Here is a 14,317-nt window from a genome sequence, read left to right as displayed (position 1 = left end):
AAATGAAAAAATTAGCTTCACTTCTTGGTTTCGGCGGGCTGGCGCTTCTGCCTTCTCTCGCCCTGGCTGCGGATGCGGCGCCTGCCGTTGCGGACAAAGCCGATAACGCTTTTATGATGATCAGCACCGCGCTGGTACTGTTTATGACCATCCCGGGCCTGGCGCTGTTTTACGGCGGCCTGATCCGTTCCAAGAACGTGCTGTCGATGCTGACGCAAATCTCCGTGACCTTCGCGCTGGTATGCGTGCTGTGGGTTCTTTACGGCTATAGCCTGGCATTCGGCACCGGGAATAACTTCTTCGGCAACTTTGACTGGGTGATGCTGAAAAACATTCCGCTGAAAGCCTTAATGGGCACCTTCTATCAGTATATCCACGTCGCGTTCCAGGGCTCCTTCGCCTGTATCACCGTGGGGCTGGTCGTTGGCTCACTGTCCGAGCGCGTCCGCTTCTCTGCGGTGGTTATCTTTGCTGCGGTATGGCTGACGCTCTCCTACGTGCCGATTGCGCACATGGTCTGGGGCGGCGGTATCCTGGCAACGCACGGCGCGCTGGACTTTGCCGGCGGCACCGTAGTGCACATTAACGCCGCGGTTGCCGGTCTGGTTGGGGCTTACCTGGTAGGTAAACGCGTTGGCTTCGGCAAAGAGGCATTTAAACCGCACAACCTGCCGATGGTGTTTATTGGCACTGCGATCCTTTACTTCGGCTGGTTTGGCTTTAACGCCGGTTCTGCAAGCGCCGCTAACGAAATCGCCGCTCTGGCATTCGTTAACACCGTGATTGCAACGGCGGGAGCTATCCTCTCCTGGGTATTCGGCGAGTGGGCGCTGCGCGGTAAACCTTCTCTGCTGGGGGCTTGTTCCGGCGCTATCGCGGGGCTGGTAGGCATCACTCCGGCCTGTGGTTATGTCGGCGTTGGCGGCGCGCTGCTGATTGGCCTGGTCACCGGCCTGGCGGGTCTGTGGGGCGTAACCATCCTGAAAAAATGGCTCAACGTTGATGACCCTTGTGACGTGTTCGGCGTGCATGGCGTATGCGGCATCATCGGCTGCATCATGACCGGCATCTTCGCGGCGACTTCTCTGGGCGGCGTGGGTTATGCGGAAGGCGTGACCATGGGGCATCAGCTTCTGGTTCAGCTGGAAAGCATTGCTATTACCATCGTTTGGTCCGGCGTAGTCGCTTTCATTGCCTTCAAGATTGCCGACCTGACCGTAGGCCTGCGTGTCCCGGAAGAGCAAGAGCGCGAAGGCCTGGATGTGAACAGCCACGGCGAAAACGCTTACAACAACTAATCAGATATACCCTCGCCCGCAGAGATTGCGGGCGAGGTTTTTTGCTTAACCGTCAACTACCCGCGATTGCGCATTACCCCTTCCTGAACCGTCGAAGCCACCAGTACACCATCCTGAGTGTAAAACTCACCGCGTACGAAGCCACGAGCGCTGGAGGCAGAGGTGCTTTCCACGCTGTAGAGCAACCATTCGTTCATGTCGAACGGACGGTGGAACCACATTGAATGATCGATAGTGGCAACCTGCATACCCGGCTCCAGGAAGCCCACGCCGTGCGGCTGTAGGGCGACCGGCAGGAAGTTAAAATCAGAGGCATAACCCAGTAAATACTGATGAACGCGCAGGTCCTGCGGCATCTGGCCATTGGCGCGGATCCAGACCTGGCGGGTCGGTTTGTCTACATGGCCTTTCAGCGGGTTATGGAACACCACCGGGCGAATTTCCAGCGGTTTCTCGCACAAGAACTTATCTTTAGCGTGGGGCGGCAGAAATTTCTCCAGCGAGCGGGCTATTTCCGTTTCGGACGGCAGGCCGTCCGGTGAGCGTGCAGGCGGCATCGGCTTTTGATGTTCAAAGCCGGACTCCGGCGCCTGGAAAGAGGCCGTCATATAGAAAATCGGCTTGCCGTTTTGCACTGCTGCAATGCGGCGCGCGCTGAAGCTGTTGCCGTCGCGCAGGGTTTCTACATCATAAACGATAGGTTTTTGGCTATCGCCCGGACGCAAAAAGTAGCTATGGAACGAGTGAACCAGGCGATCTTCAGGCACGGTTTCTTTCGCGGCATAAAGCGCCTGGCCTACCACCTGGCCGCCAAAAACCTGGCGTAGCCCTAAATCCTCGCTTTGCCCGCGGAACAATCCCTCTTCAATTTTTTCCAGGTTAAGTAACGCCAATAAATTGCTGAGCGCCTGACTCATAAAATGTCCTCAATAACGGGGGATGTGGCAAATTGTGATGATTATAACATGCCCGTAAACCTTGTATCAGGCGAGCCGGAACTGGGAAGATTCCTGGTTTTGCGCAGAATTCAGTGATCTGTGCCACACTTAGGGGGTTAAGCGTGTTTTTCAACGGGGTTAACTCCCCGGCGCTACATTGATAATAAGGAGAAAAAATCAATGAAACTTGTGCATATGTTAAGTGGTTTGGCCGTTGCGGTTGCTGTTGCGGGCTGTGCTCAAAAGAGCGCTGATGTCCCTACGCCAGCGCCGGGTGCCTCAGCAAGCGCTTCACAGCAGGCCAACATCGCAATGCCTAATGTTTCCGGTACGGCATGGATCCGTCAGAAAGTTGCTCTGCCGCCGGATGCCGTGCTGACGGTAACGGTGTCCGACGCCTCTCTGGCCGATGCGCCTTCTAAAGTCATTGCGCAGAAGGTTACCCGTACCGAAGGTAAACAGCCTCCATACAGCTTCGTGATCCCGTTCAACCCGGCCGATATTCAGCCTAAAGCCCGTATCTTGCTGAGCGCGGCGATAACCGTTAACGGCAAACTGATGTTTATCACCGATACCTTCCAGCCGGTGATTAACGAGGGTGGGACCAAGGCCGACCTGACGCTGGTGCCGGTACAGAATACCGAAATCCCGCTGCAGCAGGGCGGTGGGGCGGCTACAAGCGTACCGTCCACCTCCCCGACTCAGGTCACCCCTTCTTCGGCGGTACCTGCGCCAACCGGCTACTAATCATGAACGCCTCTTCGGAGGCGTTTTTTTTTGCGCCCGGCTACTCATAGCGCCAGCGGTAACGCACCATATCAATATGCCCGTCACCAGAGACCATCACGCCTTCCGAGAGCAGCGCCTGGCGCTGACGCTGTAAGTCTGGCCCGGTCAGGGAAATTATGCCCTGGCGGTTAACCACCCTGTGCCAGGGTAAACGGCTGCCTTCCGGCAGGCGCTTCAACACACCTCCCACCTGACGAGCCGCGCGCGGTGACCCGGCTAGCGACGCAATTTCGCCATAGGTCGTGACGTAACCTTCTGGAATGGCAGCGACAATCTGGTAAACCCGCTGGGGGAAGGAATCGTGATTATCCATCGTTTGCTCCTGACAAAATCGCTAATAAGGATAATCGGCGGCGACGAAAGCACCAAGTTAAACCGCGGATGCGCAATAAACCAACACCTGACCGGCGCTGGCTTGCAATTGCCGGGGCCAATGTGGATAATGCGCCAGCGCGTTGGATAACAACGCTCTCAATGGGGGCCCTGTTGGTTCTCCCGCAACGCTAACTTGTGAACTCGGTCAGATCCGGAAGGAAGCAGCCGCAGCAGGTGACGCGTGTGCCGGGATGTAGCTGGCAGGGCCCCCACCCAATTCTGCCAACGGCAAGATCCTCATCATCGAAGTCCATCTCCTGCTCAAACAACGATTATCTCTGGTTAGCCATTATTCCGCCTGGATCGCTTGCTCTCTAATCTCAATCTTCCAATGGGAGTTGTATTAACGGGTTGAGTAATAAAGTATTGCTATCGTTTTTATCTCTTCCGGCATGTCAGGTTCGGCTACTTAAGCTCTGCACGGCATTCTTACTGTCCTCATGATATATTCTTTAGTAAACAAATAAATATAGAATAGCCTGTGGTTATATGCCATGAAATAAGAAAAGGGTAACGCTCCTGTCCGGGATATTTATCGTCTGTACCTCACGTCGTAATGTAATGCTATAAGCGTTTTATTGTATTAGTCCTGCTATTAAATGATTTAGATAGGGCTGCATAAATAAATGCAGAATTAAATCACAGGAGTGAAATAATGCCCGCTAATGTTCAGGAAAATTCTCGCCATATACCATCCCTACCAATTTACATCAGAGATAACAACAATGATGATGCCTCTCCAGACAAGAAGGAAACCTCTCCGCTTACCTCAAAAATAAAAAATGTTAATAACAGTAAAGATAAGCCCTCTGGTTCGGGTAATAAAAGTTTTACCGGGAAAGCCTTCGGAACGCTGAATAATTTGCTGGTGCAGCGCAGCGGGCAGACAAATGTAGAAATGGAAGATGATGGCGTGGGGATCCCGCTGGCAGAGGTGATTACCGGAGGTGAGGCTTTGCGTTCGCAAGCTGAATCACTGCTCCGTTCCCGTGATGAGCAGCCTGTACCGCGAGCATGGAATGGAGGGATGTTTCAACGTCTCCTGGTTGGGGCCGGTATTCTTACCGGCATAGGCACCCTGGGCGGAGCGGGATATAAATATTATGCAGGCAGAAGTAGTCCCGGCGAGCGGGCGGAAAATACAGCGCAAAACTCTTCCACGGAACCGTCGCTTAACCCGGTGAATGTGTATAACAGAAGTGAGGCTACACCAGCTGGAGTATTCACGACCCTACAATCCGACGGCAGTACAAAAAGCAAACCAAGACATATCAGAAGACACCTGCCGCATCCTGCCACTGGAACTACAGCCAGCCCAGAACTACCTGCTGGTATTCTGGATGATGGTAAAATGAGTAAAGAAGAATTGCTTGTTACCGTCGCTGAATATTTATTAGATGGAAAAGATAGCATTAATAAAGAAAGACTTATCTTACTTGCCAGGAGTATTCAGAGTGCTTCTGGTTTGTTTGCCGGGGTAAAAGGGCAAGTGAATGCATTAGCGAAAGCAGAATTAATTGTCCGCCAGTGGTTTTTCTATAATACGCTGGGATCGCAAGCTGAAGAATGCGTTCTGGATGTCATAATCAATAAGGTGCAACCTCACGATTATGTGGTTGGCCAGATCCCATCTTTTCTGCATTTAACGAAATACTTAACGCTGGATAGCCTGACTCAATCACAGGTGAAGTCACTCAATAATCTTTGGCGTATTTTTTTGATCAAAGAGATACCCTTATTAAGGGTGTTGGATTACTCAGTAGCGGGTTTGAAAGTCAGAGAAGATGATTTTTTTGACCTTTATGTAGGCACTAAAGCTCTTGATGGTTTTCAAAGCTACTCACCTGAAGAAGCGATGGAAATGGGGCAAGTAATTAATTATATAGCATCCAGGAATAGCACTTTAAATGAGCAAGTAGATTTATTAAAAATACCTTACCTCCTTTCAGATAATAAATATTTTTCCGATGAGAATATTGAGAAAGATGGAAAGAAACCTGACGCTTTAGAAAAATACATTCATGGCATGAATGTTGTTAATGAAATAAATAAACATATCGAAAAAAAATATAATGAATATTCATCCTCTATAGAATTATTAGTTGCAAATGATGCGATGCAGAATAATAGTTTTGAGTCTCTGAGTAGTAAAAATAATTCGTATATAAAATTACCTGAGGATTTACCCGATGAGTACTGGAGTCTTGCCCACAGCGTGACCGAAAAGTTTGAAAAACTCGATGAAATTCTTATCCTTGCCGCATTTGGTGAATTGCCAGAAAAAGAGCGTGAATATATTTCCTCTTCTCAAATAAGCATTCATCCTATGTCGATTATAATGCGTGCGAAAGAGTCCGGAGCGGCAGTAAGTGGCAGAACCCATATTAATAATATTTCGCTGAGAGAAGATGATGTTGACCTGATATCTGTCAGACTGGGTGAAGAAGAAAGAATATATGCTCTGGAAAAGAAAAAAAATGACCAACCAGGCTATCATTTTATTCGTGTGGATAGGGATATCAGGAGATATATTGAAAGCGGAATACTGGATTATCACATAGATGATTTTCTCTCCGCTGATAATAATACAATTACCTGCGGTGATGATACCTTCAGCTACGTTATAAATACCAGAGAGGATATCGTTCAAGGGGAGCATGGAAGTAATGGGGGTGATATTTTCATCAATCACTTGTCAGCGACTCACAAAATGAATATGCATATATATTTAGATCCTTCCGCTGTGTCTCCGGTAAGGAGGGATGAATTCTCCAGTGTGGTTAAGAAAAAAATCCCTTTCTATAATTATATACAAGCTGGGCTTGAATCTAAATCTGTCGACCGTGCACCATCTTGCCGAACTCGAGCAGGGCTGCCAATGACAGTTGAACTGGCAAATATAATAGCCTCTTCTGGCATAGTAGACATTACCCCTGAGTTAACACTGGATAAATTGGATCCCGCTCTCTCCAGCTCAGCGAAAGAGGAACTGAGGAATTTAGTTTCTGATGGTTTTCTAAATAAAAAAATCATGGATATAGAGCAACAGATTACTGCAATATCTGGTTATTTATTTGATGGGGAAAATGGTATCACGAAAGATGAAGGACGCATTCTTTTATTAGCAAGAGAAATTTTTGATAATTCAGAGTTATTTAAGGGGAAGGATTTAGAAGAAATATCTGTCGTACAAGCCAAATCAATCATCCGCCTGTGGTATTTTGACACACTTATGGGAACACAACCGGACGATTTTATATTAGATACAATGAGCAGAGGCAGGCGGCCGCAGGGGTACACGGTTGGTGATATTTCAGACTTGCTTCATCTATTTAACTTCTTCATTAAAGATGGCTTCTCAGAGCAGCAATTAACGTCAGTACATAGCGTGTGGCACGCTCTACTGATGGAGAAATTACCTCTTTTAAAATTAGATAAAAACTCAGTTAAAAATATAAATCTTTGGGATTTCCGATTCTCTAATCTCTATGCAGGAACTCAATTCCTGGAGAGTCATTCACTTCAGGATTACACCGCCGATGAGGCAATGAAAGTAGGCGAAATGCTTTGGGGTGTCGCTGATAAAGAACGCTGGGTAGTGGGTAGAAATAATCTATTTAAAATGCCTGCGCTAATATTTATTGAGTCTGGAAACCCTAAGTTAAACAATAGGAATAAATTTTATAAATTCCTGGCTATTAATGAGTATGTCAATTACCGGGCTACAATAAAGGAAACAGAAGAGAATATAATAAATACGATGATTATTTATCCTCTTTAAAACTATGGTTTGATGATGTACAGAGTAAAAAAACAGAAAGCGATGATTTTTCATCGACTTTCAATGTTATACGTAAATTCCAGGTGATTGATAAACATCTTATTTTTTCTGCGTTTGGTGGTCTGCCTGTTGAAGATCGTGAATTTATCTCATCACCGCAGGCTAAAATATATCGGGCTGATGTTAATATCGAAATAGATAACCCGGAGTCTGGCAAAGGTAAACATATTTATACGAAAAGGAATGATGTTGATATCATTTCCGTCTGGGTAAATGATGTTGAAAGAATATATGCTATTAAAAATAAAATTGATAATCGAAATGTATGCCAATTCATCCGCCTGGAGCGTGATGTTCAAAGCTATGTCAGTAACGGTGTTTTGGATGCTGGTAGTAATGATGAAATCATCATTTCTGATAACGATAATGTCATTTGTAATTTAGAACTTGTCAGTGAGAATTTGATAGGCGATGGCGTGGATAATAATATTGAAGCACTTGCCGATAAATTTAGCTTTGATCATGGAGTAAATAACTTTTATGATTTTCCATATCCAATGGAAGGCTCTGTTAATGAAGATGATAAATGGAGTTTCGTCAATGATAGCATCCCTTTTTCTTATTACCTGAATAATAATTCAGCACAGAGTATTCCCTCATACTTTATGAATCAGGCAGGATTATCATCAACAATTAACTTTCAATCGGTGATAACAACTGAGAATATTTCTGAAAGTATAGATTTAGTCGTCTCTAATAAATCAAAGTCAGTTGTTCCTGCAATTGAAAGAATGGAAAGCAAAGAAGAGCAGTTGCTGGCAGTAGCCGACTATTTATTTGATGAGAAGAATGGCATAACGGACAATGTTGAAGTCATAGAAAAATTGGCTATAAATATTTTGGCCGAATCAGAGCGGTACGGGGGGGAGAGCGGGGAAGGGGTCTCTATTGCACAGGCTAAATTAGCGATTCGCCGATGGTTTTTTTATAATATGTTGGGAATGCTTCCCGAGTATTATGTTTTTGATAAATTATACGAAGGGGAGTTTTCAGTCGATTGTTCCGTGAGTACCCTTCCGGGATTATTATCCATAGACAAAGTTTTTAGAACTGAAGGTATACCCGAAGCGCAATTGTCGGCGTTGCGCACGGTGTGGACCTGCCTGCTGAAAGAAGAGATGCCGTTCCTGAAGTTCAGCGACGAATCGGTAACAAAGTTGGATATCAGGGGAAATGATTTTGCCAATCTTTATACCGGTATGCGTTATCTGGAGGCAAATTCCGTTAAGGATTATACTCCTGACGAAGCGATGAATGTCGGAGTGGCGATGTGGGATGTAGCCGTCACTGAAGGTATTTCAATAAACGAGGCTTCTTTATTTAAAACCCCTGTACAGTATTATGTTAACTCAATTTGGTTTAGTTCAAAATACCGAAATGAGATGCTGGCTCTTATTTCCATAAATGAATATATTAAGTATCGCCAGGCGGTTAAAGAACAATATGAAAAAACACTAGCGGCGGCAGACTCCTGGCTGAGTAAAGGGGGACTGGCAGAAAAAATTATATCTGAATGCCCTGTCACCCAAAAAATATATTTTCCCGGACTCTTTTACCATCAACCTATTGAAATTAGTGGAGAAAATAAAGATTATTTTTTAAAAGAGGATTATCTGAATGGTTCATCTAAGCCTTGTCCGACGGCACCGGACAGTTTGTCAGAAGAGTATCAAAAACAGACTGAGAGTTTTTCTAATAGCTTCAAGGAATTAGATAAGCTACTTCTTATTAATGCGCTTAATAAATTGCCGAAAAGCGATAGTGATTTTATTACCTCACCAGCAGCGAACATCTTTCCGATAAAATTGAAAGGTTTTGATCCTAAAAGTAAATCATTTCATGCTTATCAGGAAATCAAATGTGAACTTATTTCAGTTAAATTGAATGAAGAGGAAAGGATATATGCTTTGAGGCGTGGTAATGCAGATAACCCCGACGATCTCTTTATAAGAGTTGATTTTAATATTGCAAAATATCATAACTATAAAATTATAGATCGCCATGTTTATGCGCATTTTGTCTGGACGAAGAAAGGGGAGAATGAAATATCATTAAGCGGAAATGCTTTTGAAGATATTGCTGAGACATTGAGTGAGAAAAATAGATTAAATGTTTACAATTCTCTTTATGAATTGGGTAATGATAAGTCTAATGCTCAGGTAATATGGTCTTATATACAAGGTTTTATTCCTTTTTATACCTGTGTTGAAAGTAGTATTAATCATAACCTTGAGGATGCTGTTCCGGCATGTATTATAGATGGTGTTTCACTTATTCCAGTTGTTGGGCAAGCAACACGTCTGGGTGTTAAAACAGCTAAAGCGGGTATCATAGGTTTTAATGCTGCAAAAATGGGGGCTAAAACAGGAAGAGTGATAAATCTTGCAGCAGCAGGATTGCCGACTAAAGCTGAAGTCACTGCACTCGGGAAAAGCATGATCGGTGCTCTTGATCCTGGATTTGAACTGGCGGCAAGGGGCAGCAAGGCGTTAACTCAGAATATTTTAAAATTCATGCGAAGTGATAAAAAAATAACCGGCGCGGTGGTAAAAGTTGCTGCTTTGGAAGCGGGTTATAAACAAGCTGTAGCTTTGCCAGAAAAAACTATCATGGCTTTACTGCCCGGCACAGAAATCTTGGTTCCGGTTGTTCCTGTTGGTGAAAGGTCTGGGCTGAAAATATATGTGCGTTTTGATGAGGAAACCGGTGAAAGGTTTGGTAGAAAATACTTTATTACCAAATCTAATAAGCTTGAGCCGGTTCCTGTTTCACTGGCGGAAAGGATTAAGAAGATACAAACTGAGGGTATGGGAGGAAAGGGTTCAAAATCTGCGCCAGTTAAGTGGGAAGCACAAAAAAGTCATGGCTTGAAAGTAAAAGATAGGGCTCCCGAAATACTGACCGAGAGGGAAATGTTATCACTACGTGCATATGGAGAATACAGTCATTCTGCTGTTAATGGCCTCATGGTGGAGATGGGGATGGGGAAAGGTAGAGCTGAAGATTATCTGGAATTAGCATTTGAAGCGATAAGGGATATTAAATCAGCATTAAAAAAAATACCGCCCTATGAGGGGCGTGTTTATCGCGGTGGAAGCATAAATCCCCGTAATTTTAACCGATTGAAAAAAAACAGCCTGGTTTCTAGCCATGGATTTTTATCAACATCAGTGGATTTTCCTGTGGCGGAAAAATTTATTAATAGAGGTCGAGGAAATCGCGTTCCTATTATGTATTCAATTGAATTAAAGAATAGCGGGCATTCTATTGGCCGGTATACTTTGAAATTCAGTGAAAAAGAAGTGTTGATTGAGAATAACAGGTTTTTCAGAGTGACAGATATTAATGATAAATCTCTTCTTCTGGAAGAGATTGATATGCCTTCATTAGGTCAGGTTGACGTACCCTCATTAAGCCAGGCTGAAAAGGACTCTATAATTTATATCGATGAGTAATAGAACACAATTGGCGAGGCATTTTATTAAATTATAAATGGCCTGTGTTATTCACAGGCCGCTTTTTTCCACACTTTTTCTCCCCATCCCAGATTAATTCCCGCAGCCGCCAGCAGGATCATTGCGCCGCCGACAAACTGAATCGGGCTCATGCTGTGATTAAAGGTAAATCTGTCCACGATGATTGCAACAATGGGGTAAATAAAAGAGAGCGAAGCGGTGATTGAGGTGGGCAGCTTTTGAATTGCTCCGTACAGAAGCTGATACATAATGCCGGTATGGACAACGCCCAGCATCACCACAATGCCCCAACTGCCATATGTCATACTTTGCTGGAAATCGACCACGGGCAACAGCGCAAGCATCCCCACGGCTACCTGAACCAGCGCAATTTGCTGGGGCGGGACGCCTTTTAGCTGACGGGTAATCAGGGCCGTGAGAGCGTAAAAAAAGGCGGCTCCCAGAGCCATAATCACGCCCAATAACCAGCCGGTGCTGCCGTTATGGCTCAGGCCGCTGGAGAGCACCAGCAGCATGCCGGCAAATGAAATACCCAGCCAGAACCACTTGCTGTAGCTAACTTTCTCTTTAAGAATAAACACGCCCATACCCACCAGCATCAGCGGCTGCGTATTATAAAGGACGGTGGCGAGGCCAATAGACGTGCGGGAATAGGCGGCGAAAAGCAGCATCCAGTTCACGACCAGAGCTACGCCGCCAAGCGCGGCGATAATCACGACTCTACGAGAAAGGTGGCTACGCCAGCTTCCACCCACAACGCCCAGAACAAACAACGTTATGGCCGCAAATACGCAGCGCCAGAACACCACGTTGGCGATAGGCTGCCCGGAAAGCACCACTAAAGCGCCGATGGTGCCGGAGATGAGCATCGCGGCAATCATTTGCAGGCTGCCGGTTTTTATTTCGCTGATCATTTTTGCTCTCCTGAATAAAGAGCTTTATTTTGCTCACTCTCTCTGGCCTGATGAAGTGCTAAAATTAGGCAATAGAAACAATCTACCTTTAAAAATGAGATAAAAATGAGTGATTACCTTCCCGATGATATCGACAGAGATATTCTGACTATTTTAGCTGCAGATTCCCGCATCTCATTGAAAGTGCTCAGCGGCAAAGTGGGGCTCTCTTCCCCCAGCACCGCGGAGCGGGTGAAGCGCCTGGAAGAGCGGGGCGTGATTAACGGCTATACCATGAACGCCAACCTTGCGGCGCTCGGCTACACGCTTCAGGGACTGGTGCGACTCAAGCCGCTGCCCGGCATGTTGCACAAAGTCGAGAAGATGATTCAGGCGATACCTCAATGCATCGAGTGCGACAAAATCACCGGTGAAGACTGCTTTATTATCCGGCTGGTGATCCGCTCGATTGAGCAACTCGATGAAATCCTGGATGAGCTGGCTGATTTCGCCCAGTGCAACACTTCGATAGTGAAAAGTTCCCCGGTAAAGAGAAGGCTGCCGCCGTTGTGATGCTCTTACCCGGATATATTTTATGGGTATTGAATTATGACAGAAATATTAAATTTACCGCGCTAGCTGGATCTTATTTATTCTCTATAGTATTAAATATCAACCTCTGTTTAAGCATTAAGGATTTGCAATGACGACGGCTACTTTAAACGTAAAAATAAGCAGCGAGTTAAAAGAAAAAATCCGTCACTATGCGGAAGAAAATAGTGAGACCCTGGCAAGCGTAACGGAGAAACTGCTGTCAAAAGCCTTCGACGAACTTGACGGTGACGTAGGGATTGATGAAGATGATGTCGACAGCCAGCACACCTCTGAAGTCCGCGTAACGCCGCTAAACGATCGTGAGATCAAGGCATTGCGTAAACTCCTGAAGAAGAAAAAATGAATGCCGGTACGGACAGTACCGCCCATGATTACCAGCAGGCCTGCGAGTTATTACGTTCAGGCTATCTGAAAAAGGTAAAATTGGGGTGGAATATCGGCAGCGATGAGTTTTTCCGCATCGCTTCAGACTGGTGTGATACGGGTGCCAGTATAAAAAAAGAGGGCGAATATTTTACTATTACCCTTAAAGGTTTTGCGATCCCCCGCCTGACACAACATTAATATTTAATGTTGTCACAGAATATTATTTCCCTCGTTTATATCAGAGGGAAATAATCAGCTGTCATTACAGCACTATTCCCCGGAACGAATCAACACGCGTTGTGACCAGATGTTGCCACAGGGGTTGTAATCGCTGCATCGCCATACGCATTTCATCCGGCTCCAGGCTAAACGGCAGGCGCAAATAGCGTTCAAAAGCGCCGTCCACGCCAAAACGCGGCCCGGCCCCAATGCGAATGCCCTGGCTTTCCGCTGCGGCGGCAAAAACCGTTGCCAGCGCTCTCGGCAGCTCAACCCACCAGGAAAGCCCGCCTTCAGGCTGGCTGGTTTGCCAGTCAGGAAACAGCTCCCGCATGGCGGCAAAGCTTGCTTCGCAGCGCTGGCGTAAAAGCTCCCTGCGCTGGGGCAAGAAACTTTCTGAATCATTAAACAGATGAACCGCTGCCAGCTGCTCAAGCAGGGGCGTACCCAGGTCAAAAGTATTGCGGACCTGAATGAGCGAGCCGATGGTTTTGGTGGAGGCTCTGATCCAGCCAAGCCGCAGACCTCCCCAAAAGCTTTTCCCGGCGGAACCCAGCGAAATCGTGTGCTCCTCGTTCCCAAAAGCGGCCAGCGGGGGCGGCGGAGGTGCATCAAACCAGAGATCGGCCATGGTTTCATCCACCACCAGCATCGTGTGGCTGCGGGCGGCAATATCACTGACTCTCTGGCGCGTGGCTTCATCCATGCAGCGGCCGGTGGGGTTATGAAAATCTGGGATCAGATAGGCGAGGCGGGGCGAAGTCTGGGCTATTGTTGCCGCCAGGCCGTCAACGTCCCACCCGGTTGCAGGCAGGCTGACCGGCACCGGGCGGCAGGATGCGCCGCGAATCGCCGCCAGCGCCATCGGATAGGTTGGATGGTCAACCACCACCCGATCGCCGGGGCCGGTAAGTAGCCGCAGAACCAGGCCCAGAGCGCTTACCGCACCGTTCACCACCATAATCTGCTCGGCCTGGGTTGGCAGACCGCGTGCCCGGTAATGGCGGGCGATGGCTTCCCGAAGCTCCGGGAGCCCCTGGCTGTCATAACCGGTAGAGGCTAAATGTTCCGGGAGGGAGGTCAGCGCGGAAGAGTACGCTTTGTGGATTTCCGGCCCGGCGCTAAGCGCGGCGGTGGAAAGATCAAGCACCGGAGCATTGCCCGGCAGGGGGGAAACGGCAGGGGTAGCTTCCGGCAGCATCGTCACCGAACCGGAACCCTGGCGGCTCTGGAGGTAACCTTCCTCCCGCAGCCGGGCCAGGGCCGAAGCCACGGTCGTACGGCTAACGCCCAGTCCGGCAGAAAGCTCTCTTTCGCCCGGCAGGCGGCTGTCCAGCGGCAGGCGGCCATCCAGAATCAGCAGCCGCAGCCCGTCCGCCAGTTGGCGGTAGACCGGGGTGCGTACTGCCTGCTGGTGCCAGTGGCCTAACAGGCGTGTTAAAGACGAGGTTCCGATTCGGCGCTGGGTCATAGCAGTCCACTTTTTGATAACTGGACCTTAATGCTA

11 protein-coding genes and 1 other RNA gene are annotated in these 14,317 nt (G+C 47.3%); 8 read left to right on the top strand and 4 right to left on the bottom strand.

Annotated elements, in window-relative coordinates:
• Positions 1–2 precede the first annotated feature (2 nt).
• Entirely contained in the window at positions 3–1,298 is a 1,296-nt protein-coding gene (gene amtB, locus ACG1VR_RS17780; protein WP_039899120.1) for an ammonium transporter AmtB, read from the top strand.
• A gap of 56 nt (positions 1,299–1,354) precedes the next feature.
• Here amtB and tesB read toward each other — a convergent pair whose 3' ends face one another.
• On the bottom strand, positions 1,355–2,215 hold the full coding sequence (gene tesB, locus ACG1VR_RS17775; RefSeq protein WP_016535208.1) for an acyl-CoA thioesterase II: 861 nt from the start codon (positions 2,213–2,215) through the stop codon (positions 1,355–1,357).
• A 201-nt stretch (positions 2,216–2,416) separates the two neighbouring features.
• Between tesB and ACG1VR_RS17770 the strand changes: the two genes are divergently transcribed.
• A complete protein-coding gene (locus ACG1VR_RS17770) occupies positions 2,417–2,983 on the top strand; it encodes a YbaY family lipoprotein (RefSeq protein ID WP_395489447.1) in 567 nt (188 codons plus the stop codon).
• A gap of 40 nt (positions 2,984–3,023) precedes the next feature.
• Here the strand turns inward: ACG1VR_RS17770 and ACG1VR_RS17765 are convergent, their stop codons facing one another.
• Positions 3,024–3,338 (bottom strand): MGMT family protein, encoded by a 315-nt coding sequence (locus ACG1VR_RS17765; protein ID WP_016535210.1) that lies wholly within the window; start codon positions 3,336–3,338, stop codon positions 3,024–3,026.
• A gap of 171 nt (positions 3,339–3,509) precedes the next feature.
• On the opposite strand from ACG1VR_RS17765, the gene ffs reads away from it, so the two are divergent.
• The 3 genes from ffs to ACG1VR_RS17750 all read left to right on the top strand — a co-directional run bounded on the left by ffs (position 3,510) and on the right by ACG1VR_RS17750 (position 10,696).
• An RNA gene (gene ffs, locus ACG1VR_RS17760) (signal recognition particle sRNA small type) lies at positions 3,510–3,606 on the top strand.
• A 449-nt stretch (positions 3,607–4,055) separates the two neighbouring features.
• On the top strand, positions 4,056–7,181 hold the full coding sequence (locus tag ACG1VR_RS17755; RefSeq protein WP_395489446.1) for a hypothetical protein: 3,126 nt from the start codon (positions 4,056–4,058) through the stop codon (positions 7,179–7,181).
• An 83-nt stretch (positions 7,182–7,264) separates the two neighbouring features.
• Positions 7,265–10,696 carry an ADP-ribosyltransferase gene (locus tag ACG1VR_RS17750; RefSeq protein ID WP_395489445.1) on the top strand — a complete coding sequence of 1,144 codons (3,432 nt, stop codon included), beginning with the start codon at positions 7,265–7,267 and terminating at the stop codon, positions 10,694–10,696.
• Between the two features lie 47 nt (positions 10,697–10,743).
• Here the strand turns inward: ACG1VR_RS17750 and ACG1VR_RS17745 are convergent, their stop codons facing one another.
• Positions 10,744–11,631 (bottom strand): DMT family transporter, encoded by an 888-nt coding sequence (locus tag ACG1VR_RS17745; RefSeq protein ID WP_395489444.1) that lies wholly within the window; start codon positions 11,629–11,631, stop codon positions 10,744–10,746.
• A 105-nt stretch (positions 11,632–11,736) separates the two neighbouring features.
• Between ACG1VR_RS17745 and ACG1VR_RS17740 the strand changes: the two genes are divergently transcribed.
• The 3 genes from ACG1VR_RS17740 to ACG1VR_RS17730 all read left to right on the top strand — a co-directional run bounded on the left by ACG1VR_RS17740 (position 11,737) and on the right by ACG1VR_RS17730 (position 12,789).
• Positions 11,737–12,183: an Lrp/AsnC family transcriptional regulator gene (locus tag ACG1VR_RS17740; protein WP_016535214.1), complete on the top strand. Its 447-nt coding sequence runs from the start codon at positions 11,737–11,739 to the stop codon at positions 12,181–12,183.
• A 130-nt stretch (positions 12,184–12,313) separates the two neighbouring features.
• The gene (locus tag ACG1VR_RS17735) at positions 12,314–12,568 is read left to right on the top strand and encodes a hypothetical protein (protein ID WP_016535216.1); all 255 of its coding nucleotides are present in this window, start codon (positions 12,314–12,316) and stop codon (positions 12,566–12,568) included.
• On the top strand, positions 12,565–12,789 hold the full coding sequence (locus ACG1VR_RS17730; protein ID WP_016535217.1) for a hypothetical protein: 225 nt from the start codon (positions 12,565–12,567) through the stop codon (positions 12,787–12,789). Before ACG1VR_RS17735 ends, ACG1VR_RS17730 begins: the two co-directional genes overlap by 4 nt.
• A gap of 64 nt (positions 12,790–12,853) precedes the next feature.
• Here ACG1VR_RS17730 and ACG1VR_RS17725 read toward each other — a convergent pair whose 3' ends face one another.
• On the bottom strand, positions 12,854–14,281 hold the full coding sequence (locus ACG1VR_RS17725; protein ID WP_395489443.1) for a PLP-dependent aminotransferase family protein: 1,428 nt from the start codon (positions 14,279–14,281) through the stop codon (positions 12,854–12,856).
• Positions 14,282–14,317 lie beyond the last annotated feature (36 nt).

The organism is Cedecea davisae, from assembly GCF_044095835.1.
GTDB lineage: Bacteria > Pseudomonadota > Gammaproteobacteria > Enterobacterales > Enterobacteriaceae > Cedecea > Cedecea davisae.
Note: the sequence above shows the minus strand (reverse complement) of the source record. Positions and strands in the feature narration are given on the sequence as shown.

Bases quoted from the DNA above. Each gene is read 5' to 3' on its own strand.
- amtB (WP_039899120.1), top strand. From the start codon at position 3: ATGAAAAAATTAGCTTCACTTCTTGGTTTCGGCGGGCTGGCGCTTCTG.
- ACG1VR_RS17725 (WP_395489443.1), bottom strand. From the start codon at position 14,281: ATGACCCAGCGCCGAATCGGAACCTCGTCTTTAACACGCCTGTTAGGC.
- ACG1VR_RS17740 (WP_016535214.1), top strand. From the start codon at position 11,737: ATGAGTGATTACCTTCCCGATGATATCGACAGAGATATTCTGACTATT.
- ACG1VR_RS17770 (WP_395489447.1), top strand. From the start codon at position 2,417: ATGAAACTTGTGCATATGTTAAGTGGTTTGGCCGTTGCGGTTGCTGTT.
- ACG1VR_RS17765 (WP_016535210.1), bottom strand. From the start codon at position 3,338: ATGGATAATCACGATTCCTTCCCCCAGCGGGTTTACCAGATTGTCGCT.
- ACG1VR_RS17735 (WP_016535216.1), top strand. From the start codon at position 12,314: ATGACGACGGCTACTTTAAACGTAAAAATAAGCAGCGAGTTAAAAGAA.
- ACG1VR_RS17745 (WP_395489444.1), bottom strand. From the start codon at position 11,631: ATGATCAGCGAAATAAAAACCGGCAGCCTGCAAATGATTGCCGCGATG.
- ACG1VR_RS17730 (WP_016535217.1), top strand. From the start codon at position 12,565: ATGAATGCCGGTACGGACAGTACCGCCCATGATTACCAGCAGGCCTGC.
- ACG1VR_RS17755 (WP_395489446.1), top strand. From the start codon at position 4,056: ATGCCCGCTAATGTTCAGGAAAATTCTCGCCATATACCATCCCTACCA.
- tesB (WP_016535208.1), bottom strand. From the start codon at position 2,215: ATGAGTCAGGCGCTCAGCAATTTATTGGCGTTACTTAACCTGGAAAAA.